Source organism: Streptosporangium sp. G11 (genome assembly GCF_051192615.1).
Lineage (GTDB): Bacteria > Actinomycetota > Actinomycetes > Streptosporangiales > Streptosporangiaceae > Streptosporangium.
The window spans coordinates 108098-131575 of the sequence record NZ_JBPJUQ010000006.1; the positions used below are offsets into that span (position 1 = coordinate 108098).

Annotated in this window: 17 protein-coding genes; 4 read left to right on the top strand and 13 right to left on the bottom strand. The window is 71.9% G+C overall.

Annotation, left to right across the window (positions count from 1 at the left end; all coding sequences use genetic code 11):
- Positions 1–16: 16 nt before the first annotated feature.
- The 13 genes from ACSDR0_RS08680 to ACSDR0_RS08740 all read right to left on the bottom strand — a co-directional run bounded on the left by ACSDR0_RS08680 (position 17) and on the right by ACSDR0_RS08740 (position 17864).
- Positions 17–802 carry a polyphosphate kinase 2 family protein gene (locus ACSDR0_RS08680; RefSeq protein ID WP_435288234.1) on the bottom strand — a complete coding sequence of 262 codons (786 nt, stop codon included), beginning with the start codon at positions 800–802 and terminating at the stop codon, positions 17–19.
- 80 nt (positions 803–882) lie between these two features.
- Positions 883–2883: a CehA/McbA family metallohydrolase gene (locus tag ACSDR0_RS08685; RefSeq protein ID WP_435288235.1), complete on the bottom strand. Its 2001-nt coding sequence runs from the start codon at positions 2881–2883 to the stop codon at positions 883–885.
- 207 nt (positions 2884–3090) lie between these two features.
- Positions 3091–3735 carry a GTP-binding protein gene (locus ACSDR0_RS08690; RefSeq protein ID WP_435288236.1) on the bottom strand — a complete coding sequence of 215 codons (645 nt, stop codon included), beginning with the start codon at positions 3733–3735 and terminating at the stop codon, positions 3091–3093.
- A complete protein-coding gene (locus ACSDR0_RS08695; RefSeq protein WP_435288237.1) occupies positions 3716–4102 on the bottom strand; it encodes a DUF742 domain-containing protein in 387 nt (128 codons plus the stop codon). Before ACSDR0_RS08695 ends, ACSDR0_RS08690 begins: the two co-directional genes overlap by 20 nt.
- Positions 4099–4530: a roadblock/LC7 domain-containing protein gene (locus ACSDR0_RS08700; protein ID WP_435288238.1), complete on the bottom strand. Its 432-nt coding sequence runs from the start codon at positions 4528–4530 to the stop codon at positions 4099–4101. The genes ACSDR0_RS08695 and ACSDR0_RS08700 overlap by 4 nt, the downstream gene beginning before the upstream one ends.
- 99 nt (positions 4531–4629) lie before the next feature.
- Entirely contained in the window at positions 4630–7386 is a 2757-nt protein-coding gene (locus ACSDR0_RS08705) for a nitrate- and nitrite sensing domain-containing protein (protein WP_435288239.1), read from the bottom strand.
- A gap of 212 nt (positions 7387–7598) precedes the next feature.
- Positions 7599–9278 carry a prenyltransferase/squalene oxidase repeat-containing protein gene (locus tag ACSDR0_RS08710; protein WP_435288240.1) on the bottom strand — a complete coding sequence of 560 codons (1680 nt, stop codon included), beginning with the start codon at positions 9276–9278 and terminating at the stop codon, positions 7599–7601.
- A complete protein-coding gene (locus ACSDR0_RS08715; protein ID WP_435288241.1) occupies positions 9275–10072 on the bottom strand; it encodes a terpene synthase family protein in 798 nt (265 codons plus the stop codon). The genes ACSDR0_RS08710 and ACSDR0_RS08715 overlap by 4 nt, the downstream gene beginning before the upstream one ends.
- A gap of 191 nt (positions 10073–10263) precedes the next feature.
- Complete coding sequence (locus ACSDR0_RS08720; RefSeq protein WP_435288242.1) at positions 10264–11607, bottom strand: cytochrome P450; 1344 nt, start codon at positions 11605–11607, stop codon at positions 10264–10266.
- Positions 11608–12097: 490 nt separating this feature from the next.
- Positions 12098–13084 carry a methylmalonyl Co-A mutase-associated GTPase MeaB gene (meaB, locus tag ACSDR0_RS08725; protein WP_435288243.1) on the bottom strand — a complete coding sequence of 329 codons (987 nt, stop codon included), beginning with the start codon at positions 13082–13084 and terminating at the stop codon, positions 12098–12100.
- Positions 13068–15251, bottom strand: coding sequence for a methylmalonyl-CoA mutase (gene scpA / locus ACSDR0_RS08730; RefSeq protein ID WP_435288244.1), 2184 nt, complete (start codon positions 15249–15251; stop codon positions 13068–13070). The genes meaB and scpA overlap by 17 nt, the downstream gene beginning before the upstream one ends.
- Positions 15248–17086, bottom strand: a complete 1839-nt coding sequence (locus tag ACSDR0_RS08735) for a methylmalonyl-CoA mutase family protein (RefSeq protein WP_435288245.1) — start codon at positions 17084–17086, stop codon at positions 15248–15250. The genes scpA and ACSDR0_RS08735 overlap by 4 nt, the downstream gene beginning before the upstream one ends.
- Positions 17087–17096: 10 nt before the next feature.
- The gene (locus tag ACSDR0_RS08740) at positions 17097–17864 is read right to left on the bottom strand and encodes a TetR family transcriptional regulator (protein WP_435288246.1); all 768 of its coding nucleotides are present in this window, start codon (positions 17862–17864) and stop codon (positions 17097–17099) included.
- Between the two features lie 151 nt (positions 17865–18015).
- Here ACSDR0_RS08740 and ACSDR0_RS08745 point away from each other — a divergent pair, with 151 nt between their 5' ends.
- Genes ACSDR0_RS08745 through ACSDR0_RS08760 form a run of 4 tightly spaced genes read left to right on the top strand, consistent with a single transcriptional unit; the run spans position 18016 to position 23458 of the window.
- The gene (locus ACSDR0_RS08745; protein WP_435288247.1) at positions 18016–19653 is read left to right on the top strand and encodes an ABC transporter substrate-binding protein; all 1638 of its coding nucleotides are present in this window, start codon (positions 18016–18018) and stop codon (positions 19651–19653) included.
- Positions 19650–20585, top strand: a complete 936-nt coding sequence (locus ACSDR0_RS08750) for an ABC transporter permease (RefSeq protein ID WP_435288248.1) — start codon at positions 19650–19652, stop codon at positions 20583–20585. The genes ACSDR0_RS08745 and ACSDR0_RS08750 overlap by 4 nt, the downstream gene beginning before the upstream one ends.
- Complete coding sequence (locus tag ACSDR0_RS08755; protein WP_435288249.1) at positions 20578–22482, top strand: dipeptide/oligopeptide/nickel ABC transporter permease/ATP-binding protein; 1905 nt, start codon at positions 20578–20580, stop codon at positions 22480–22482. The genes ACSDR0_RS08750 and ACSDR0_RS08755 overlap by 8 nt, the downstream gene beginning before the upstream one ends.
- Positions 22472–23458 (top strand): ABC transporter ATP-binding protein, encoded by a 987-nt coding sequence (locus tag ACSDR0_RS08760; protein WP_435288250.1) that lies wholly within the window; start codon positions 22472–22474, stop codon positions 23456–23458. Before ACSDR0_RS08755 ends, ACSDR0_RS08760 begins: the two co-directional genes overlap by 11 nt.
- The last annotated feature ends 20 nt before the right edge of the window (positions 23459–23478 follow it).

Genomic DNA, 23478 nt, shown 5'->3' on the forward strand with positions numbered 1-23478 from the left:
CGACGACACGGCCCCGTCACTCGTCCGCGGCGCCGCCCGTCGCGGAGGAGATCACCGGCTTGTGGCCCCTGGCGGCGAGTTCGGCCTCGATCGCGGCGCAGACGGTCTCCACGACCGTGACGCGGGCCAGGCGCTTGTCGTCGCCGGGGACCACGTGCCACGGCGCCTTCGGGTGGTCGGTGCGGGCCAGCATCTCCTCCACCGCGACCTCGTACTGCGGGCGCTTCTCGCGGTTGCGCCAGTCCTCGTCGGTGAGCTTCCACGCCCGCAGCGGGTCGCCGGCCCGATCCTGGAAACGCTTGAGCTGCTCCTCCTCGGAGACGTGCATCCAGAACTTGACCATGATCATGCCCTCGGCGGCGAGGGTCCGCTCGAACTCCACGATCTCCCCGTACGCGCGCGACCACTGCTCCTCGGTGGCGAAGCCCTCGACCCGCTCCACCAGCACCCGGCCGTACCAGGAGCGGTCGAGCACGGCCATTCCGCCCCAGCCGGGCAGGACCGGCCAGAACCGCCACAGGAAGTGGTGGCGCTTCTCGTCGTACGTCGGCGCGGCGAACTGGGCGACGCGGACGTGGCGCGGGTCCAGCGGGCGCACCAGCCGCTTGATGGCGCCTCCCTTGCCCGAGGCGTCCCAGCCCTCGAAGACCACGCACAGCGGCGGGCCGATGCGCTGCTCGCCCACCTGGCCGCCGAGCGTGAGCCGCAGGCGGAGCAGGCGGTCCAGAGCGGCGTCGAGGCGCTCGGAGGCGTCCTTCTTGGAGAGCTTCTTCGATAGGTCGACCTCAGACAGGCGGTTCATGCCGACAAGCCTCGCATGTCCCGGCCCGCATGCGGTCCGCGTGCGGTCCGGGTGGGCGGTCCGGGTGGCGCCGCGTGCCGTCAGGCCAGGCGGTCCCGGTAGATCTCCCTGGCCCGGCCGATCAGGGTGAGGTGGTCGGCGAGCTGCCCCGCGGTCTCGAAGGTGCCCTCCTTTCGCAGCAGCGCCTCCAGGGTGTCCAGCCATTCCAGGCACCAGCCGACGTCCTCGGCCCTGGCCACGTGACGGCCGTCCACGTCCAGATAGACCGGGCTGGTGTGGGCGTACACCCCGTCGGTGAAGGACCGCTCATGCGGGCCGCCGGTGGCGAGGGCGACGACGTAGGTGGGGTCGCCGACGACCAGTTCGGCGGTCAGCTCGCCGGGCGGTCCCTCGGCCAGCACGCCGTCGGCGGTGCGGATCTCCAGTCGCTCCACCTCCGGGCCGGCCGACCGGGCGGTGATCGTGATCCGCTCGCCCGGCGACAGGTCCAGGGTGGCGCCGGGGCCGTGGCCCGCGGCCGACAGCTCCAGCCAGGGTCCCGTGGTGCCGAAGGTACGGCCCCGCCTGACCGCCTCGGCGAACGACGCGGCGGTCAGCGGCCCGTCCACCCGGGCGTAGACGCGCGCCCAGCCGGGCGGGTTGGACTGGTTTCCCCGCCGGGCGAAGGAGACCATCGCGTCGGTGCCCGCGGTGACCGCGATACGGTTGCCCGCCCCGATCAGGCGCCGGTAGACGGCGGCGGTCGCGGTGATCGAGGTCTGGCTGAGCACGTCCAGGGTGTCGACGAGGCCGAGCGCCGCGTCGGCGACGATCTCCCGGGAGGAGCAGTTGCGCCCCCGCTGCAGCGCCTTGTCCGGGGTGTCGGTGTCGGCGAACGGCGTGTGGAAGGGGTGGCTGTAGCCGGTGACGGCTCCCAGTCCGCGGAGTTCCTCGCACGCGACGCTGTTGGGCGGCCAGTCGGCGGTGCCGAGGAAACCGGTGTGGAAGCGCGAGGGCGGGGCCGAGACGCCGAAGGCGTAGAGGTGGCCGAGCAGGTCGTTGCGGTACTCGACGCCGATCCTGGCCAGGTGGGAGGCGTCGGACCAGGGCAGGTCCCGCCCGGCCCAGTGCTCGAGCGCCTCGGAGTCGTAGACCCGCTCGGAGGAGACGTTCCCTGCGACCAGGTTGAGGACGTGCAGGTCCTCGCCGTGCTGCATGATCCCCGCGAGTTCGGGCGTGCCGACCATGTCGCCCGCCCAGTTGAGGTGCACGTGCATGTCCCCGCCGTACCAGCCGAGGGCGGCCGCGTCGTAGAGGCGCTCGGGGGTCAGCTCGACGACGGTCTCCCCGCCGGGCGCCGGGGTGACCGTGACCTGGGCGGAGTCGTACTCCATGCCCCTGGAGACCCGCACGGTCAGCGCCTCGGCCGGGACGTCCAGGACCAGGTCGTCGCCGTGGAAGTAGGGCAGCACGTGGTAGTCGTGCCGGTCGGGGGCGTCCTCGGGGTACCAGCCCTGGCCGTGCTCGCCGTACACGCTCCACTTGCACGGGAAGCCCGCGCGCACCCGCAGGCGGGCCGCCGGGGCGGGGCGGGTCAGGGGCGACAGGTCGACCGGTACGCCGTCGGCGACCACCTCGCTCCGGCTCGTGACCTTGATGAGCCGGGCGCCGCCGGGACCGACCACGTGCGCCCGCCCGTCCACCAGCACGGTGACCGGCTCGGGCCTGGCGGAGTCGACCAGCAGCGTCGTGCGCAGGGGCCTGCCGTCCAGCACGGCCTGCGCCCTCGCCCGCAGCGCGACTCCCTCGTCGGTGAGGCGGAGCGCGGCGAGGTTGCCGAGCACCCCGCCCGCGAGGACGCCGCGGACGACCTCGTCCATGTCCAGCTCGTCGAAGTGGTCCCTGAGCTCCTCGAACGGCATCCCCGGGTGGCGGGCGCCGAGGAGGCCGTAACAGACCTCCCAGAAGCCGGTCGTGCCCATCAGGTAGGCGTCGGTGGCCATGGTCTTGACGTAGAAGATGGGATCCTCGCCCCAGGTGACGCCGTGCTCGTCCAGCAGCGCCCGATACTCCCCGAGCGCCCGGACGACGCTGGGAGGCATGTTCGGATCGTCACACATCGGTCCCCCCGCACGGTCAGGACGCCAGGTCGCCGCTATCGTGACACGCCGGGTACGGGGGGTCGCGGGGAGCTGCCCGGTGGTGAGGGATTCGTCCCTACCGGAGGGGCAAAAACGCTCCCGGGGCGGTGATGAGCCGCCCCGGAGGGAGCCCGCGAGCCGCGGGCCGCTCCGTGAGAGACCGGCGGGTCAGCGGGCCGCGGCCCGCCCCGTGGGGGGTTCGGCGCCCGCGGGCGACGGGGACGTCGTGCCGAGCCGCGTCCGCATCGCGTGCTCGACGAGGGTGATGAGCACCTTCTTGCCCGACTCCCGCTGCCTGGCGTCGCACAGCACGATCGGGATGTCCTGGTGGAGGGTCAGCCCGAGCCTGACCTCGTCGAGCTCGTAGCGGCGGGCCCCGTCGAAGCAGTTGACCGCGACGATGAAGGGCGTCTCGCGCCGCTCGAAGTAGTCGAGCGAGGGGAAGCAGTCGGCCAGCCTGCGGGTGTCGGCGAGGACCACCGCGCCCAGCGCGCCCAGGGCCAGCTCGTCCCAGAGGAACCAGAATCGCTCCTGGCCGGGCGTGCCGAACAGGTAGAGGCGGTAGTCGTCGCCGATGGTGATGCGGCCGAAGTCCATGGCGACCGTGGTGGTCTGCTTGGTCTCCACGCCCGACAGGTCGTCGACGCCGATGCCCCGGTCGCTCAGGGTCTCCTCGGTGCGCAGCGGCTCTATCTCGGAGACCGCGCCGACCAGCGTGGTCTTGCCCGCGCCGAACCCGCCGGCGACCAGAATCTTGATCGCCGTGGGCAGCTTCACGCGCCCGGCGTCGCGACTAGAGCGCACGGAGTCCATCGAGCACCGCCCTGTACAGTCTCTCGTCGTGCATGTCCGTCTCCGAATGCGGTTCTTGCATGGCGATGAATCCCTGATCGAGCAGGTCGCTGAGCAGGACACGGACCGTGCCTGCCGGAAGGTTCGTATGGGCCGCGATCTCCGCGACCGACTGGGCCTGCTGGCAGAGCCGGACGATGGCCAGGCACTCCGGGTCCAGGCCCGGCTCCCTCGACGAGACCTGCCGGATGGTCACCACGAGGGTGATGAGGTCGAACTTGCCGCGGCTCGGTTCGGTCCTGCCTCGCGTCAGGACGTACGGCCTGACGATCGGCCCCGCCTCGTCGCCGACCCACTGGGCGTCGGGCTGCTCGTCGAAGATGCTCATGGTGTGCCGTCGCCCCTGAAGGAGGAGTCGGCCGTCCGGACGGGCGAGGTGAGGTACTGGCCCACGCGGGTGACGAGCATGGCCATCTCGTAGGCGACCAGGCCGACGTCGGCCTCGGCGCCGCAGAACACCGCCAGGCACGCCCCCTGCCCGGCGGCGGTGACGATCAGGTACGCCGTCCGCATCTCGATGATGGTCTGGCGCATCGGGCCGCCACCGACCCGGTCGCTGACCCCGCGGCCCAGGCTCTGGATCGCCGATCCGACGGCGGCCAGATGCTCGGCGTCGGCCGGGGAGAACCCGGCCGAGGCGGCCAGCAGCAGGCCGTCGGTGGAGAACACGATTCCGTGCTGAGCTTCCTCCACCCGCGCGACCAGGTCGTCCAGCAACCAGGCCAGGTCCGTGAAAGATCCTGTTCCCTGCACCACTCGTTGTCCTCTCCTTCTGCCTGCCGACGTTCCGCCGCCGGTTCGCGGCGGCTCATCGACTCCTGCCCGGTCCGTACGACTTGAGATCTTCCACTGGGGTCACCCGACGGGCCCGTCCTCGTCCACGGGATCGCCGTCGCGATCGAGCAGCTGGGCGGCGTCGTCGCGGCCTCGTCGCGTACCCGCCTGGAAGGACGACATGGCCGCGCGGATCATTTCCGGCGAGCGCTCGTCGGTGCCGTCGTCGGCCGGGGGCGGCGGGGCCGCGGGCTCGTCTTCCTGCAGGGGGGCCGCGAGGTGGGTCTGGGGGACGCGCCGCGGGAGCCCGCCCGGCGTGTGACTGCTGTCGGGCGGGGGCAGCACGGGTGGCAGCGACGTCCCGGAGCCGCCCGGACGCGTGTGGGCGCCGGAGTCACCGGGGCCACCTCCACCGGGAGCGCCCTGCGAGGCGGGAGGTCCGGGGTTCGTGAAATCGGGCAGGCGGCCCGGCGCCCCGGTCTCGGGCATCTGCCTGAGCGCCGTGGGGTCGGCGAAACGACCGGGAAACGTCGGGTCGGTGAAGCCCTCCGCCGGAGCGGCGGAATGCCGTCCGGAGGGTACCTGTCCGGCGGGGTCGGCGGGACGGCCCGGATCCGTGGAACGGCCGGGAGGCGGCGGGGTGGCCGGACGGCCGGGATCGGCGAGGCCGCCGGAGGACTCCGGGCCGGGGAGAAGGCCGGAGGGGGCGGGCCCCGCGGGATGCGCCCAGCCGTTGGCGGGCGGCGCGGGCCACCCCGCCTCGGGCCTGGCGGGAACGTGCTCGCTGATGATCTCTCCCTCCGCCTCGGCGGCCCGCCCAGGACCGCCGGTGACACCCAGCGGGTCGCCCACCCGGCCGCGGACCGCGGTGCCCGCGGAGGTGGTGCCGTTCATCTCGGTGGTGCTCGCCAGGCGCGCCTGCGGCACGCCGACCCCGACGGAGGCCCCCGGCTCCTCCTCCTTGATCAGGTCCTGCGGGATGAGGACGACGACGGTCGTGCCGCCGTACGGGGAGGACTTGAAGGTCACCCGGATGTCGTGTCGTTCGGCCAGGCGGCTGACGACGTACAGGCCCAGGCGGGCGTTGCCGGAGAGCTTGAGCTCCGGGGGGTTGGCGATCCGCTCGTTGGCGTCGGCGATGTCCGCGGCGCTCATGCCCAGGCCCCGATCCTCGATCTCCAGCGCGTAGCCGTGGGCCACGAGGTATCCGCCGACCTGCACCGTCGTGTAGGGCGGGGAGAAGGAGGCCGCGTTCTCGACGAGCTCGGCGACCAGGTGGATGACGTCGCTCACGGCGCGGCCGTCCAGCGCGACCTCTCCCAGGGGCATCACGTCGACCCTGGTGTAGTCCTCGATCTCGGCGAGCGAGCCGCGGACCACGTCGATCATCGGGACCGCGTCGCGCCAGGCCCGGCCGGGCGCCGCGCCGGAGAGCACGAGGAGGTTCTCCGCGTAGCGGCGCATGCGGGTCGCCAGGTGGTCGAGCCTGAACAGGTCCCGCAGCTCCTGCGGATCGTTCTCGCGCCGTTCCATGACGTCGAGCACGCTCAACTGGCGGTGCACGAGCGACTGGGTGCGGCGGGCGAGGTTGCGCAGGATGTCGGCGATGTCGCGGCGCAGCTGGGCCTGCTCCACCGCGACCTTGATGGCGGTCTGCTGCACGGCGTTGAACGCCTGGCCGACCTGCCCGATCTGGTCGTCTCCGAACTTGAGGGGAGGCGCCTCCGCCGCGACGTCCACCACCTGGCCGTGGCCGATCCGCTCGACCACGGCGGGCAGCCGCTCGTTGGCGAGCTCCCAGGCGGCGGCCCGCAGCTTCTCCAGCTGCTGGACCAGGGCGCGGGCGGTGGTGATGGCCAGGACGACCGAGGCGATGACGGCCACGAGGCCCAGGCCTCCGGCGAGGGAGAGCCGCACGATCACGCCGACCGCGACCGGGCCCGACCGCTCGACCACTCCACTACCGGCCGTGAGCACGGCCTCCGTGAACTTGGTCTGCGCGATCTGGGAGTCGGCGCTCCACCGCGCGACGTCGACCACCCCGGCCGACACCACATTCGAGTCCTCGATCAGCTGGTTCTCCATGACACGCAGCCGGGTGAACTGCTCGCCGGCGACCATCCGCCGGTGGGCCTCCTGGTCGGCGGGGGGCAGCTCGGCCACCGCCTGGTCGGTGAGGAAGCGCCGCGTGCCGACCATCTGGGTGAACCTGACCTGCTCGTCGTCGGCGAACCGGCCCGCCGTCAGGGCGCCCATCACCAGGGCGTCCTCCTGGGACAGGATGTCCCGGGCCCGGTTCATCGCGATGAGCGTGCGGGTGTCCTTGGCGAGTTCCTCGTCGTCCAGCGTCGCCAGCGAGTCGTAGACGCGGAAGATCGAGTCGACAATGTTGGTGAACTCCGTGGCCGCCCAGATCCGGTTGACCCGGCCGGCGTCGATCGCCTTGCGCGCGGCGGGCAGACTGTCCATCAAACGGCGGGTCTCGCCGATGCGGCGCTCCAGGGCGGGACTTCCCAGCAGTTCCACGCTGCTGCCGCCGGTGAGTTTCCTGAAGTTCGCGTCGGCGGCGTCGGTGCGCTTCCGCTGGGAGGTCATCGCCTCGCGCCGCTGGCGTTCCCCGCCGACCGAGCCCAGGGTGATCGCGATCAGCCGCCGTTCGGCCTGCAACTCGACGATGAGCCGCTCGCTCGGTTCGGCCACCTCGGTGTTGAGGGTCGCCACGCCCAGCATGTTCAGACCGTCACGGACCGTTACCCATGCCGTGAACGCCCAGAGCGCGGCGAGCGACACCAGAAGCGCCGTGACCTTGGTCCGCAAGCTCGCGTTACGCAAGCGCATGGTATACACCCCGGGAAGCAGAAAGAAAATAGACGGCATTTTTCGCGGCGGTTGACACATGCTGGTCAAACAGGTCAAACGGTCGCCACATCGCTAGGATCAGCGGGACATCCCACATCACACCCGCCGAACCTTAGCAATGTCACTAAAAACCCTCAAGACGGACAGAGTAGATGCGCCCTTGTGTCCTGTTTTGAATTCACGGTCAATTCTCAATACGAGTCGTCCTCGGGAATGGCGAGCGCGTGTCGCGCCAGGTGAAGCGCGCCAAGAACGGCAGCCCTGACGATCGCCACCGGCAGGTACAAGTCCTTGTCGACCCAGAGCGCGGGCGCCTGATCGTCACGGTTGGCCAGCAGGTGGCGGTATCCGCGCTCCACGGCGTCCCGCCACCGCCCGTCCCGCGCCGCGCCGGCCAGCAGCAGGGTCTGCAGCGCGTAGGCGGTCTCCTCCGCGGTGCCCTCCCTGCGGCCCCACGACCCGTCCCCGCGCTGGGTGCCGAGCACCCAGTCCACGGCACCGCCCACCGCGCCCGCCGACTCCCCGCCGCCGAACTCGCGCAGCGCGATCGCGCAGCAGGCCGTGGCGTAGTACGGCGAGACGTGCCAGCGGTCCGTCCAGTTGCCGTCCACCTCCTGGCGGTCGCGCAGCCATGCCACCAGCTTCGCGACGACGGCCGCGTGGCGGGGCTCTCCCCCGCGACGGCGCAGGTACTCCCCGAAGGCGTCGAGCACGTGCGCGTTGGTCGTCGGGGACATCCCCTCCTCTCCGCGCCAGGTGCAGAAGTGGGTCTCCAACTCGAACGGCCACAGCCCCTCCGGCTCACGCGGCTCGCCGAGCAGCGCCAGCGCGTACAGGGCGACGGAGGTGGTGTCGGCGTCGGCGGGCAGGCCGGGACCCGTGGCGATCCCGTTGGGACCGAGGCCGTCCCGCAGGCTCGCGACCAGTTCCGGCGGCACGTCCACCGAGATTCCCGCACGCCGCAGCCAGCTCAGCGTCCAACCTCGTTCGAACACGGCGATGGGGAGGGTGCACGGCACCGGACCGCCCGAGGAGGCCACGACGGCCTCCAGATACCGCCATACGGCCGCCTCGTGCCCGGCCCTGCGCGCGGCGCGATCCTCGGCTCCAGGCTCAGGCTCTGACTCGGGCTCGGGCGGCGCGGCCAGCCAGGCGGCGCTCGCCCCGGGCGAGGCCCCGACCGCCGCCATCCCGCCGGGCATCGGCGTGGGGAGGATCCCGGAAGCGGCCGTCGCCTCCGGGCCCGCGACCTCAAGGGCGTGGACCAGTTTCTGCGGGATCGGCGCGCCCGACGCCAGCCATGCCCTGACGGCCGCCAGCTTGGCGCCGCCCATGCCCGGGGGCGGTTCCGGCCCCTCCCCGTCGAGGTGACCGTCGATCAGGGCGAGCAAGGACGCCACGATGAGCTCGATCGCGGGCGTGTCCGGCGGCCAGGTGGCCCGGAAGGACCAGTGCCTGAGGGCCTCCAGTCCGCGGTCGGCGGCCTTGGCGAGGAGGGCGCGGCTGGAGGAGGTGTCGCGCCCGAGTTCGGCCAGGAGCGCCTCGACCGCGCTCAGAGTGGGAACGAGGGCGTGGTCCCCGGACGGCGACCAGCCGCCGTCCGGCCGCTGGGTGGCGAGCAGGAACTCGACCCGCTCGGCGTGTCCGGTCAGCCACGGCGCCAGGCTCACCACCCGGCCGGTCTCATACGGGGAGGCGGACACCTGGCCCCAGGGGTCGGCCAGCAGCCCGGCGACCAGTTCGCGCGCCTCGGCGACCGCGTCGATCCCGGTGTCGATCCCGGTGTCGAGCCCCGCGCGGTTCGCCGTACGGATGCCGACGCCGGTCTCCATACCGAGTTCCGTGAACGCGAGCAGGCGGTCAACGCTCACAACGTCCCCCAGTAGTCACCGACCTGGTAGAAACCGGCGCAAAAGTCCATCTGCCGTTCCATGTAGCCCACCAGCTCCGGGTGGGCGGTCCGCAGCGGGGCGATCAGCTCCCGGCTCCGGGCCGCGAGCCCGGCGATCCGCCGCTCCACTTCGGTGCGCCCGACACCGAGCAGCAGGACGTTGAGGTCGCCCCAGGCGACGTCCCGCTCGTAGGTGCCCAGGTCGTTGAGGAGGCGGATGACCCGTTGCACGGCCCAGCCCGCCTCGCGCAGCGCTTCGACGTCCGCGACCGCGCCGGGACCCGTGACGTGGATCCAGTGGGCGGCGAACGCGTAGGAGAAGCCGAGGTTGTCGGCGTTGCCGAGATACTCCTCGTAGGTGGGCGTGACCTTGTCGGTCTTCCAGCGCCACTCCGTGACCATCCCGCCCAGCATGCGCTCCAGCTCGTCATGCCAGACCGGCCCGAGCTCGGGGAACGCGGGCGAGGCCGCGAGCTCGTCACGGATGTCGCCGAGCATGCGGGTCAGGTCGTCACCGAGGACCGGCGGGGCCCCGCCGGCCACGTCCAGGCACCGCCGGGCGATGTCCCGCACCTCGGGCAGCGAGGTGGCGACGTAGTCGACGAGCCAGTCCAGGCCGAACGCCCAGAGGGAGACTTTGTTCGCCATCCGCAACTGCTCGGCGCCGAACCAGGGGCCTCCGAACGCCATGGCCAGCGAGAGCGTGCTGTACAGGGCCGCGTCGAACGGCTTGGCGGAGAACAGAGCGGGATAGCTCTGCGCCCACTCGCGCATGTCCCGCTGGGACCGTCCGGCGCGGGCGCAGATCGCCCCGGCCTCCCTGGCGTCCGGCCGGACATCGAAATCGGGGCGAGCATCGGAATCGGACTCAACACCAGAATCGAGATGGGCATCGGGTTCAAGCCGAACACCAGAATCGGGCCGGGCCTCCGGATCGAGCCGGGAACCGGGATCGGGCTGGAGCGTCATCGCGGGGCCCCGCTCCGGGCGCGCCCGCTGAAGGACACGCCCAGCGCGACCTTCTGCCGGGGACGCAGCGAGGCGGCCCAGCCTGTGTTGAACGGCCCCGGGGTGCGCACCGACATCCGGAACCGGCTGAGGATGCTCGCGACCAGAAGCGGCGCCTCGACGTAGAACAGGGGTTCGCCCAGGCACCTGTGCGGACCTCCACCGAAGGGGAAGTAGGAGTATCTGTGCCTGCGCTCCTCATCCTCGACCTTCCCGGGCGCGAACCGTTCGGGGTCGAACTCGTCCGGGCGCTCCCAGAACTCCTCCAGCCGCTGCGTGGCGTACGGGGTGACCAGTACCGACGATCCGGCCCTGATCCGGACGCCGCCGATCTCCGTGTCCTCCATGACCTTGCGGGGGAGGAACCAGCCCGCCGGGTACAGGCGGAGGGTCTCCTGCAGGACCATGCGCGTGTAGACGAGACGGGGGATGTCCTCGGGGACGGCCGGCCCCTCGCCGACCACCTCGTCGATCTCCGCCTGGAGCCTGGCCTCCACGTCCGGGTGCTGCTCGAGCAGCAGCCACAGCCAGGTGAGGACCATCGCGGTGGTCTCCGACGAGGCGGCGTACACGCTGACCAGCGCGTCGCGGATCTGCTTCTCGGTCAGCCTGTCACCGTTCTCGTCGACGGACCGGCAGAGCACGGAGATGACGTCGACGTTGTCGTCGGGTTCGGCCATCGCCTTTCGCACCACGGGGAACACCACGTCGTCGATCGACTGGACGGCCTTCAGAAAGGTCCGGTCGCCGGGAATCCGCATGAAATACGGCATGAACGGCATGAGAATTCGGTAGACGAGCGAATAGGACGCCTGTTCGAAAGCGGGGATAATGCGTTCCCCGTCCTCCCGGTTCAACTTGTCCCCGAACAACACCCGATTGACGATGTAGCTGAGGATCCTGGACATCTCGGTAACCGCGTCGAAGTCCCGTCCCGACCGGACGTACTCGTCCCATTCCTCGACGCGACCGGCGACGCGCCTGGACACCTCGTCGGCGATCGTGGCGATGTATCGCGTGGTGAACAGGGGTTGCAGGACCTTCCTGCTGTTCTGCCAGTGTTCGCCGTCGCTCATGATGCTGTGCCCGAAGAGGCGCTCCAAGGGGCGCCAGAACATTCCCAGGCGCCGGTGCTTCGTCCATTCGAGACGCATTACCTGCTGGACGTGGTCGGGATGGGTGATCAGGTAGGGACGGAAGGGTCCCAGTTCCAACCGGACGACCTCCCCCCGCGCCTCCCGCGCGAAGCCGGCGAGCGCGTCCGCCGGTTCACGGAGGAGCTTCGGCAGAGCCCGACGCATCGGCACGGATCTCGCCCGGCGGCCGGGAAGGGCATGCACGTCCGTAGACATAGGCAAACATCTCCCACCTCGTGTGACGTGAATTAGCGCAGCACGAGACGACCGCCCGCGCGGGTGAGCGCGGCGGTGTTCGAAAACGGGACATCCCACATGTCCCGCTCCCACCCGGGGCGTGGATCAGGACTGGTCAACCAACAGATCAGGACCGATCGGCCGACAATCCCCCTGGGACGCTCCGGGCCTCCTCGCCTGTCTCATTCTGGATTTTTACACGCTAAAGCGCATCACGTCACAATATTAGTTAATCTTCGCACGAAGTATCACATGACCTGATAGAAGTGATCAAGCTCCCATAGAACAGGAATACCGCTATTTTCGGACATGATCCTCGTTAACATGCGCTTAACACGAGCGCTTAAATGGCGGATCAGGTACCGATCGCGCGATGACCTGGAGTGACCCAGAGTGATGGGGCTCGCGCCCGGGGCCGTCAGCCGCCCTTGGCGAAGGCCGCGAGGATGCGGTCTGCGGCCAGTGACGGGGTGAGGGCACCCTCCCGGACCTCGCGCTCCACATCGGCGACGATCGCCGCGACCTCGGGGTGCTCGCGGAGCCCGGTGAGCAGCCTGTCGGTGATCAGGGCCCAGGTCCAGCGGACCTGCTGGCGGCGGCGGAGCTCGGCGAGCTCCCCCGAGGCCTCCAGGGTGTCGCGGTGCTGGACGACCCGCCGCCAGAGCTCGTCCAGCCCGGCGCCGGTCAGCCCGCTGCAGGTGAGCACCGGCGGCGTCCGCTCCGCGCCCAGCAGGCGGAGCGCTCCCGCGAGCTCCCTGGCGGCCTTGCGCGCGTCCAGCTCGTGGGTGCTGCCCTCGGAGCCGTCGGCCTTGTTGATCGCGATCACGTCGGCCAGCTCCAGCACCCCCTTCTTGATGCCCTGGAGCTGGTCGCCCGTCCTGGCCAGGGTGAGCAGCAGGAAGGTGTCGACCATGTCGGCCACGGCGGTCTCGGACTGGCCGACGCCGACGGTCTCCACGAGGACGATGTCGTATCCGGCCGCCTCCACCACGACCATCGCCTCGCGGGTCGCCCTGGTGACCCCGCCCAGGGTGCCCGAGGTGGGCGAGGGGCGGATGAAGGCGTCGGGATCGACCGCCAGGCGCGACATCCTCGTCTTGTCGCCCAGGATGCTCCCGCCCGTGCGCGTCGAGGACGGGTCGACGGCGAGCACCGCCACCCGGTGGCCCTCCCCGGTCAGCCGGGTGCCGAGCGCGTCGATGAACGTGGACTTGCCGACGCCGGGCACGCCCGTGACGCCGACCCTGCGCGCCGCGCCGCCGAGGGGGGTCAGCTCGGCCAGCAGCCGCTGCGCCAGCTCCCTGTGGTCGGCCCTGGACGACTCCACCAGCGTGATCGCCCGCGCGATCCACGCCCTGGACCCCTCCTTCACCCCCTGGACGTAGTCGTCAAGCGTCCGCGTCATGGCCCAGCCGGGTGAGCAGGTCCGCCAGCAGCCCCCGGGCGGCGTCGGCGATCACGGTGCCGGGCGGGAAGATCGCGCTCGCGCCCGCCGCGCGCAGCGCGTCGAAGTCGCCCGGCGGGATGACCCCGCCGACCACGATCATGATGTCCTCGGCGCCCAGCTCGGCCAGCGCCTCGCGGAGGGCGGGCACGAGCGTGAGGTGCCCGGCGGCCAGCGAGTTCACGCCGACCACGTGCACGTCGGCCTCGACCGCCTGGCGGGCGACCTCGCCGGGCGTCTGGAACAGCGGGCCGACGTCCACGTCGAAGCCGAGGTCGGCGAAGGCCGTGGCGATCACCTTCTGGCCCCGGTCGTGGCCGTCCTGGCCCATCTTCGCCACCAGGATGCGGGGGCGGCGGCCCTCCAGGCGCTCGAACTCGGCGCAGGCCGCGCGGACTCCGTCCACGCCGGACCCCACCTCCTCGCGATAGACCCCGGTGATCGTACGGATCTGCGCCGCGTGCCGCCCGAACACCCGCTCCAGCGCGTCGGAGATCTCCCCGACCGTGGCCATGGCGCGGGCCGCCTCGATCGACAGCGCGAGGAGGTTCCCGTCGCCCGCGGCGCCCTTGGTGAGAGCCGTGAGCGCCTCCTCCACCCGGTCGGGGTCGCGCTCCTCGCGCAGGCGGCGCAGCTTCTCCAGCTGCTGGGCGCGCACGGAGGTGTTGTCGACCCTGAGCACGTCGATGGGCTCGTCGGCGTCCGGCCGGTACTTGTTGACGCCGATGACCGGCTGGCGCCCGGAGTCGATGCGCGCCTGGGTGCGGGCGGCGGCCTCCTCGATGCGCAGCTTCGGCAATCCCTGGTCGATCGCCCTGGCCATGCCCCCGGCGGCCTCGACCTCCTCGATGTGGCCCCACGCCCTGGTGGCCAGCTCGTGGGTGAGCCGCTCGACGTAGTAGGAGCCGCCCCAGGGGTCGATCACCCGGCAGGTGCCCGACTCCTGCTGGAGCAGCAGCTGGGTGTTGCGGGCGATCCGCGCGGAGAAGTCGGTGGGCAGGGCCAGGGCCTCGTCGAGGGCGTTGGTGTGCAGTGACTGGGTGTGGCCCTGGGTCGCGGCCATCGCCTCGACGCAGGTGCGGACGACGTTGTTGTAGACGTCCTGGGCGGTGAGCGACCAGCCGGAGGTCTGCGAGTGGGTCCGCAGCGAGAGCGACTTGGGGTTCTTCGCCTCGAAGCCGGACACCAGCCGCGCCCAGAGCAGCCGCGCCGCCCGCAGCTTGGCGACCTCCATGAAGAAGTTCATGCCGATGCACCAGAAGAACGACAGGCGTGGCGCGAAGGCGTCGATGTCCAGGCCCGTCTCGACGCCCGCCCGCAGGTACTCCACCCCGTCGGCGAGGGTGTAGGCGAGCTCCAGGTCGCACGTGGCCCCGGCCTCCTGGATGTGGTACCCGGAGATCGAGATCGAGTTGAACTTCGGCATCCTCTCGCTGGTGTACGCGAAGATGTCGGAGATGATCCGCATCGAGGGGCCCGGCGGGTAGATGTAGGTGTTGCGGACCATGAACTCCTTGAGGATGTCGTTCTGGATGGTCCCGGCGAGCTGCTCGGGGGCCACCCCCTGCTCCTCGGCGGCCACGACGTAGAGCGCGAGCACCGGGAGCACCGCGCCGTTCATGGTCATCGACACGCTCATCCTGTCGAGGGGGATCCCGTCGAACAGCTGCCGCATGTCGTAGATGGAGTCGATGGCCACGCCCGCCATGCCGACGTCCCCGGCCACGCGCGGGTGGTCGGAGTCGTAGCCCCGGTGGGTGGCCAGGTCGAAGGCGACCGACAGGCCCTTCTGCCCGGCGGCCAGGTTGCGCCGGTAGAAGGCGTTGGACTCGCTCGCGGTGGAGAATCCGGCGTACTGGCGGATGGTCCACGGCTGGTTGACGTACATGGTCGGGTACGGGCCGCGCAGGTAGGGGGCCGCGCCGGGGTAGGTCTCCAGGAAGTCGAGCCCGGCCAGGTCGGCGGCGGTGTAGAGGGGCTTGACGCCGATCCCCTCGGGCGTCTCCCACACCAGGTCCCCGGGATCGCTCCCGGTGGCCTCCCGCACGGACCGCGCCCAGCCCTCCAGGCCGGGGCCGGGAGCCGCCGGTCGCGCGCCGAGCCCGATGCCGGAGAAGTCGGGAATCATCGAGCCACCCCCAGGTCGTCGAAGGTCGTCCGGAGCACGCCGAGCGCGTCGCACCCCGCGTAGAGATTGGCGTCCACGCCCTCGAAATCTCCCTTCCCCGCCAGCCATACCTTTATCGCTCCCGCGCCCCTCAGCGCGGCGGCCGCCGCCTCGGCGTGCCCGGCGTACAGCCGGTCGCTGGAGCACAGGCAGGCGATCCTCGCGCCGCTGGCGGCGAACGCGGCGGCGATCTCGCCGGGATCCGTGACGGCGCCGCCGGTCACCGTGGCGATGCCGCCCGCCTGGAACAGGTTGGCCGCGAACGACGCCCTGGCGGTGTGCGAGGCCACCGGGCCGATGGTCGCCAGGAAGACCCTGGGCCGGGTCTCCTGGGCGTCGGCCAGGTCGCGCAACGCCTCGAACTCCTGCGCGTAGTGCACCCCGGCGCCGCCGGCGCTCCCGGCGGGTCTGGCCCGCCTGCTGAGAGGCCTCTCCGCCAGGTCGGGGAACTCGCTGACGCCGGTGATCGGGTCACGGCGACCGGCGATCGCGGCCGAACGCCGCTCCCAGGTGGCGGCGAGCCGTCCCGAGACGAGCCCGGAGGCGAGGGCGTCGGCCATGCCCCCGGCGCGCTCGATCTCCTGGAACCACTCCCAAGCCTTGACCGCCAGATCCTCGGTGAGCCGCTCGACGTAGAAGGAGCCCCCGGCCGGGTCGATCACCCGGGCCACACCGGCCTCCTCCACGAGCAGCGACTGGGTGTTGCGCGCGATGCGGCGGGCGAAGGCGTCCGGCAGGCCGAGGCGGGTGTCGAAGGGCTGCACGGTCACCGCGTCGGCCCCGCCGGTTCCGGCCGCGAAGCAGGCGAGCGTGGTGCGGAGCATGTTCACCCACGGGTCGCGGGCGGTCATCATGGCCGAGCTGGTCACCGCGTGCTGCCGCTGCGCCGCGCCGGGGACGCCGGAAACACCGGAGACGCCGGAGACGCCGCACACCTCCGCGACGCGCGCCCAGAGCCTGCGGGCGGCCCGGAGCTTGGCGATGGTGAGGAACTGGTCGGCGGTGGCGGCGTACCGGAACTCCAGCTGCCCGAACGCCTGCTCCATCGTCAGGCCCGCGCCGGTCAGGGTCCGCAGCGCGGCGACCCCGGCGGCGACGGAGCAGCCGAGCTCCTCCGCGTCGCCGCCCCCCGCGTCGTGGTACGGCGTGGCGTCCACGACGACCGCCCTGAGCCCCGGATGGTCCTCGGCGCAGCGGCGGGCCAGCTCGATCGCGGTCCGCGCGTCGGCGAGCGTGTCCGCACCCAGGTTCCCGGTGAGCGTCCCGGGCCCGCCGGACGCTCCGGAGGTTCCGGAGACTTCGGCCGTGTCGCGGGAAGGCGCCGAGGCCCCCCGCTCCCCGGCCAGCGCGAGGAGCGCCTCGGCCGCCTCGCGGGTCCGCTTGCCCGCGTCGAGAGTGACCGAGATCATATCCAGGTGGACCCGCTCCAGGGCGCGGGGCAGATCCTCGGGGTCGAGGGCGAGCCACAGCGAGGTGACGCCGTTCTCCAGGTCCGCGAGGATCGCCTCGGGATCGGGCACCTCGTGGCGCTGCCGCACCTCCCAGCCGCCCTCGGGGCGCGAGCCGCGGACGTAGGGGGCGGCTCCGGGAAGGCCGGGGTCGCCGGGCAGGTCGGACGCGTCGTAGATCGGCGCGATCGTCACGCCGTCGTGGGTGGTGGAGGCCAGCGCCTCCTCCGGGGAGCCGGTCTCGACCCCGGACTTGCGCAGCACCCCGAGCGCCAGCTCCCGCCACCGGTCACGGGTGACCGGTGGGAACTCGGCGGCCGATCGAGACTCCTCAGGCGGCACGGTCATGCACCGGATACTAAGCGCCTCCCCGCCGAGAACTCCCCCCGGGTTCCTGACGGATACCAACAGTGGGGTCAATAGGGGGGGTCGGTGGGGAGGTTCGTGGATCGTTCCCAAAGGGGCCCCGCGGGAGGGAGGGACCGGCGGGCGAGGCGGAGGGGTCCTTGCGGAGCAGCCTGAGATATCCGTACGAGAAGGCGACGAGCACGTCGACCACCTCCTCCAGGTCGGGGTAGCGCCCGTCGATGTGGCCGATCGCCATGGCGTCGCTCAGGGCGCCGATCCCGTCGGCGACCATCTCCAGGCGGCGCCGGTCGCTCTCGCGGCCGGTCGGGAAGCCGAACGAGGCCAGGTCCGCGACCAGGTGGGCCCGGTAGGCGGCCGCGCTCTCAACGGCGAACCCGTGGAACGGCGACGACGGGTCGTGCCGGGCGCGCATGCCCAGACGGAACAGCGCGGGGTGCCTGCAGATGGCCTCCAGCGGTATCCGGAAGGTCTCGCGGTGGCGCTCCCTGTCGCCGGGGGCCTCGCGCGCCCTGCGCCGCGCCTCGCGCATCGCGCCCCGCAGGCGCTCCCCCACCTGGTCGCCGAGCGCCCGCAGCAGCTCCTGCCGGTCCTTGAAGTGCACGTAGAAGCTGGATTGGGCGATCCCCGCGGCCCGGGAGACCTTGACCGTGGTCAGGCCCGCCTCGCCCTCCTCGTCGAGGATGGCGAACGCGGCGCGAAGGAGGCGTCGCCTGGTCAGGTCCTTGGCCTCGCTCCTGGTCAGGGGTGTGCTCGTCACTGCCGCCTCGCTTCCCGTTCCCCGATGATCCTACCGGCGAGCTCTCGCGGACATCCGGCGCGAACAATCGCCTCGAAGGACTTGTGCGATTTTTCACCGATAGTACTATCGGTGAAATTGCTCTCGGGGGGACTACCGGGAGGAGACGTACGTGAAGCGTCTGACGGTTTCCACGGCGTTGCTCACCGCGCTGGCGCTGGGGCTGGCCCCGGCGCTGGCCGCGTGCAGCGGCGAGCGGCCCGCCGCGCCCTCGGACGGGGCCTCGGCAGGGGCCTCGCCGGTGAGGGGCGGGCGCCTGGTCTACGGCCTCAGCGCCGACGCGGCGGGCTTCAACCCCGTGACCGACCAGTTCGCGGCCGTGAGCTACAGCATGGCCGGGACGATCATCGAGACCCTGGTGAGCGTGAGCGCCTCCGGCGAGTGGAGACCCGTGCTGGCCGAGTCGCTGACCCCCAGCACGAACGCCGACGAGTGGACGATCAAGGTTCGCCCGGGGATCGCCTTCTCCACCGGCGAGCCCCTGGACGGCAGAACGGTCAAGGCCAACCTGGACGCGCAGAAGGCGTCCCCGCTGACCAGCGCGGCGTTCACGCCGGTCGACTCCTTCGAACTGGTCGACCCCATGACGGTGAAGGTGAGGCTGAAGGGCCCCTGGGTGGCCTTCCCCTACCACCTCGCCACGCAGATCGGGATGGTAGTCCCCGCGTCCTCCCTGGCCGATCCCAAGGCGGCCAGCCGCAAACCGGTGGGCACCGGGCCGTTCGTGTTCAAGGAGTACACGCCGGGCAGCCGCATGGTCGTCACCAGAAACCCCGCCTACTGGCGCAAGGGACTGCCCTACCTCGACGAGGTCGAGTTCCGCGTCCTGCCCGACACCCAGACCAGGGCGCAGACCCTGGAGGCGGGCGGGATCGACGCGATGGGCACCACCCGCGACGACGACATCCTCAAGTTCGGCGCGCTCAAGGACGCGTACACGGTCAGGCGGGCCTCGGGGATGGCGGTGCCCGAGTACATGTTCATGCTGAACACCGCCGTGCCGCCCTTCGACGACCTGCGCCTGCGCCGGGCACTGGCCCACGCCACCGACCGGGCGGCGGTCATCTCCACGCTGCGCGGCGGCCTGACCAAGGAGGCCGACGGCCCCTGGTCGAAGGACTCCGGCTGGTACGCCCCCGGAGGCGACTACCCCGCCTACGACCTGGAGAAGGCGAAGGCCCTGATCGGCCAGGTCGAGGCGGAGAAGGGGCAGATCTCCTTCGAGGTGATCACACCGCCCGACCCCAACACCATGCAGGGCATCGAGCTGGCCCAGGACATGTGGCGCAAGGCCGGGGTGGAGGTGCGGATCAAGCAGGTCGACCAGGCCGACCTGGTGAACCGGGCCGTGACCGGCGACTTCCAGGCCACCGTGTGGACGCAGTTCTCCGCCTCCGACCCCGACGGCGAGTACGTCTGGATGCACCAGAACTACGCCCGGCCCGTCGGAAGCGTCTCCCTGAACTTCAGCCGCCTCAAGGACCTGGAACTCAGCCAGGCCCTCGACACCGGCAGGAGCAACCCCCAGGACGACGTCCGCAAGCAGGCCTACGCCACGGTCCAGCAGCGGCTGCGCGAGCTCGTCCCGTACGTCTTCGTCGACCACCTCGACACCGGGGCGGTGATCGCGAAGAGCAAGGTCGGCGGCATCGGCGAACATCTCCTGCCCGACGGCGACAAGGGCGTCCCGCTGACCGGCGCCCCCATCCCCTACCACCCGTTCTCGCAGGTCTGGGTCGGCCACCCGTGATCCTGGCCAGGCCGGCCCGGCTGGCGCTGGTACTGCTCGTCGTCACCTTCCTGTCGTACGCGCTGCTCGACCTGCTGCCGGGCGACCCGACCACCCAGATCCTGGGCCTGTCGGCGAGCGAGGAGGCGCGCGAGCGGCTCCGCGCGGAGCTGAGCCTCGACGAGCCGCTGATGGTCCGGTACCTGGACTGGCTCGGCGGCCTGGTCACCGGCGACATGGGGACCTCCCCCATCACGAGCGTCCCGGTCGCCGAGGCCCTCGCCGAGCGGCTGCCCGTCACCCTGGAGCTGCTGGTGGCCGCGCAGCTGATCGCGCTCGGCCTCGCGGTGCCCATCGGGGTCGCGGCGGCCCGCCGGGCGGGGCGGGCGCTCGACCAGGCGCTCACCGCGCTGAGCTTCGGCCTGCTGTCGACGCCGGTGTTCGTCCTGGGCGTGGTGCTGATCCTGGTGTTCGCCGTCGAGCTCCGGGTGCTTCCCGCGACCGGCTGGACCCCGATCTCGCTCGACCTGGGCTGGAACCTGACATCGGTGCTGCTGCCCGCCGTCACCCTGGGCTGCGGGCAGATGGCCGTCTACGCGCGGCTGCTGCGGACCGACCTCATCGCCACCCTCCAGGAGGACTACATCACCCTGGCCCGCGCGCGGGGCCTGTCGCCCCGGCGCATCCTGTGGCGGCACGCGCTGCGGCCGTCCGCGATCTCCCTGGTCACCGCCGTCGGGCTCAACCTCGGCGCGCTCATCGGCGGAACGGTGATCATCGAGACGCTCTTCGGACTGCCCGGCGTCGGGCGGCTCATCGTCGAGTCCATCTTCTCCCGCGACTACCTGACAGTGCAGGGAGGCGTCGTATTGATATCCATCGGCTACGTGCTGGTCAACTTCGCGGTCGACCTGGTCTACGCGGCCGTCGACCCCAGGATCCGGCGTGCCTAGGCGGCTGGGCCGGGGGTTCTGGATCTCGGCGGCCTGGATCGCCCTGGTGCTCGCCGCGGCCCTCGCCGCCGACGTGCTGCCGCTGCCGCGCTACGACGCGACCCTGGTGGGCCCGCCCCAGGCGGGGCCGAGCCCCGCGCACCCGTTCGGCACCGACGGGCTGGGCCGCGACGTGCTCAGCAGGGTCGTGTACGGCGCGCGGGTCTCGCTCGGCGTCGGCGTCGGCGCGGTGCTGCTCGGCCTGCTGGTCGGCGCGCCGCTCGGCATCGTCGCCGGGTACCGCGGGCGGGCGACGGACGCGGTGATCATGGCGGTCAACGACATCGCGCTCGCCTTCCCCGCGCTGGTGTTCGCGCTGGCCGTGGTCGCCTTCGCCGGGGCGAGCCTGACCAACGTGCTGATCGTGCTGGGAGTGCTGGGGGTGCCCGCCTGGACCAGGCTGATCCGCGGCGCCACCCTGTCGTTCTCCGGGCGGGAGTTCGTGCTCGCGGCCCGCGCCCTGGGCGCGCGGGACCGGCGGATCCTGCTGCGGGAGATCACCCCCAACGTGGCGGTGCCGGCCGCCTCCTACGCCTTCATCGGCATGGCGATCGCCGTGGTGGCCGAGGGCAGTCTCGCCTTCCTCGGGCTGTCGGTCCAGGCCCCCACCCCGACCTGGGGAGGGCTGATCAACGAGGGCCGCGCGGTGATGGACGGCGCCCCGCACGTCGTGCTCGCCCCCTCGTTCGTGATGTTCTTGACCGTGCTGTCGTTCAACGTCGTCGGCGACCGGCTCAGGGCGCTGACCGACGTACGGCAGAGCGGCCTGGAGCCCGCGCGGCGCGGCGCCGCGCTCACGGGAGGTCCCCCCGCCGCGAAGGTCCCGGAGGAAGGGGACGGGGCGCTGCTCCAGGTCCGCGACCTGCGCACGCACTTCGTGACCGGGCGGGGCGTCGTCAGGGCGGTCGACGGCGTCTCCTTCACCCTGGAGCGCGGCCGCACGCTCGCCGTGGTGGGTGAGTCGGGCTCCGGCAAGACCATGCTGATCCGCTCGGTGCTGGGCCTGCTGCCCGGCGCGGGCGTGCTGCGCGGCGGGGAGGTGCGCCTGGAGGGCCGCGACCTCGCCGCCCTGTCCCCGAAGGAGTTGCGCGGGGTCCTCGGCACCCGGCTGGCGGCCGTCTTCCAGGATCCGATGACGGCGCTCAACCCGGTCAGGACCGTGGGCGCCCAGGTGATGGAGCCGCTCAGGGTGCACCTGGGCCTGAGCCGCGGGCGGGCGCGGGAGAGGGCCGCCGAGCTGCTGGCCTCGGTCGGCATCCCCGAGCCCGCGCGGGCCCTGCGCCGCTACCCCCACCAGCTCTCCGGCGGCATGCGGCAGCGGGTGACGATCGCGATGGCGCTGTCCTGCGGCCCCGACGTGCTGTTCGCCGACGAGCCGACCACCGCGCTCGACGTCACCGTCCAGGACCAGGTGCTGCGGCTGATCCACCGGCAGCGCGAGGAACGCGACATGGCCATGGTGCTGGTCAGCCACGACCTGGCCGTGGTGGCGCGGTGGGCCGACGAGGTCGTCGTCATGTACGCGGGCAGGGTGGTCGAGCGCGGGCCCGCGGAGGCGCTGTTCGAGCGCACCCACATGCCGTACACCGAGGCCCTGCTGCGGTCGGTGCCCCGGCTCACCGACCCCGCCCACCATCCGCTCCACCTCATCCCCGGCCGCCCGCCCGACCTTGCGGCCCTGCCGCCGGGATGCGCGTTCCACCCCCGGTGCCCGTACGCGCGGGAGCGGTGCGCGGCCGAGGCGCCCCCGCTGGCCGAGGCGGAGACCCCGGGCCACCTGTACGCCTGCTGGTATCCGGAGCGGGTGGGCCGGGACGGCCTCCAGGACATCGAAAGGGTGGACACCCGTGGCAGGTAGCGGAAGCGCCCATCTCCGTCCCCCCGACCAGGTGCTGCTCCGCGTCGAGGACCTCGTCGTGGAGTTCCCCGCCGGACGCGGGCGGCGCGTGCACGCGGTCTCCGGGGTGAGCTTCGACGTGGCCAGGGGCGAGACGCTCGGCATCGTGGGCGAGTCGGGCTGCGGGAAGTCCACCGCCGCGCGGGCGCTGATGCAGCTGCCCGCGCCCCTCGGCGGATCGGTCCGGCTGGACGGCGTCGAGCTCACCGGTCTGCGGGGCGAGGCGCTGCGCAGGACCCGCAGGCGCCTCCAAATGATCTTCCAGGATCCGATCTCGTCGCTCAACCCCCGGCGGCGGATCCGCGACATCGTCTCGGAGGGGCCGCGCGTCTGGGGGACGGGGCGCGACAGGGTCGACGAGATGCTGGAGGCGGTGGGGCTCGACCCGGTCACCGCCTCGACCCGGCGCCCGCACGAGTTCTCCGGCGGGCAGTGCCAGCGCGTCTCCATCGCGCGGGCGCTGGTGCTCGACCCCGAGGTGGTGATCTGCGACGAGCCGGTCTCCGCGCTGGACGTGTCGGTGCAGGCCCAGATCCTGAACCTGCTGGAGGAGCTCAAGAGGCGCTACCGGCTGACGCTGGTGTTCATCGCCCACGACCTGGCCGTGGTGAAGAACGTCAGCGACCGCGTCCTGGTGATGTACCTCGGCAAGACCTGCGAGCTGGCCCCGGGCGACACCCTGGTCAGACGGCCCGCCCACCCCTACACGCGGGCGCTGCTCGCCTCCGTTCCCAGCGGCGGCCTGGACCTTCCCCCCGCCGACCAGCTGATCAGCGGGGAGCCCCCGTCCCCGGTGACGCCGCCCAGCGGGTGCCGATTCAGGACCCGCTGCCCCGCGGTGACGGCGAGGTGCGCCGCCGAGGAGCCGGTCATGCGGCGGATCGGCCCCGACCAGTGGGTGGCCTGCCACCACCCGCGGGGGACGGTGGTCAGCTGACGGGCTCCTGCCGGGAGACG

What these genes read in the sequence shown, in the direction of transcription:
- ACSDR0_RS08680 (WP_435288234.1), bottom strand. Translation starts at nt 802, where the DNA reads ATGAACCGCCTGTCTGAGGTCGACCTATCGAAGAAGCTCTCCAAGAAG.
- ACSDR0_RS08685 (WP_435288235.1), bottom strand. Translation starts at nt 2,883, where the DNA reads ATGCCTCCCAGCGTCGTCCGGGCGCTCGGGGAGTATCGGGCGCTGCTG.
- scpA (WP_435288244.1), bottom strand. Translation starts at nt 15,251, where the DNA reads ATGATTCCCGACTTCTCCGGCATCGGGCTCGGCGCGCGACCGGCGGCT.
- ACSDR0_RS08695 (WP_435288237.1), bottom strand. Translation starts at nt 4,102, where the DNA reads ATGAGCATCTTCGACGAGCAGCCCGACGCCCAGTGGGTCGGCGACGAG.
- ACSDR0_RS08690 (WP_435288236.1), bottom strand. Translation starts at nt 3,735, where the DNA reads ATGGACTCCGTGCGCTCTAGTCGCGACGCCGGGCGCGTGAAGCTGCCC.
- ACSDR0_RS08720 (WP_435288242.1), bottom strand. Translation starts at nt 11,607, where the DNA reads ATGCGTCGGGCTCTGCCGAAGCTCCTCCGTGAACCGGCGGACGCGCTC.
- meaB (WP_435288243.1), bottom strand. Translation starts at nt 13,084, where the DNA reads ATGACGCGGACGCTTGACGACTACGTCCAGGGGGTGAAGGAGGGGTCC.
- ACSDR0_RS08715 (WP_435288241.1), bottom strand. Translation starts at nt 10,072, where the DNA reads ATGCGCGAGTGGGCGCAGAGCTATCCCGCTCTGTTCTCCGCCAAGCCG.
- ACSDR0_RS08735 (WP_435288245.1), bottom strand. Translation starts at nt 17,086, where the DNA reads ATGACCGTGCCGCCTGAGGAGTCTCGATCGGCCGCCGAGTTCCCACCG.
- ACSDR0_RS08705 (WP_435288239.1), bottom strand. Translation starts at nt 7,386, where the DNA reads ATGCGCTTGCGTAACGCGAGCTTGCGGACCAAGGTCACGGCGCTTCTG.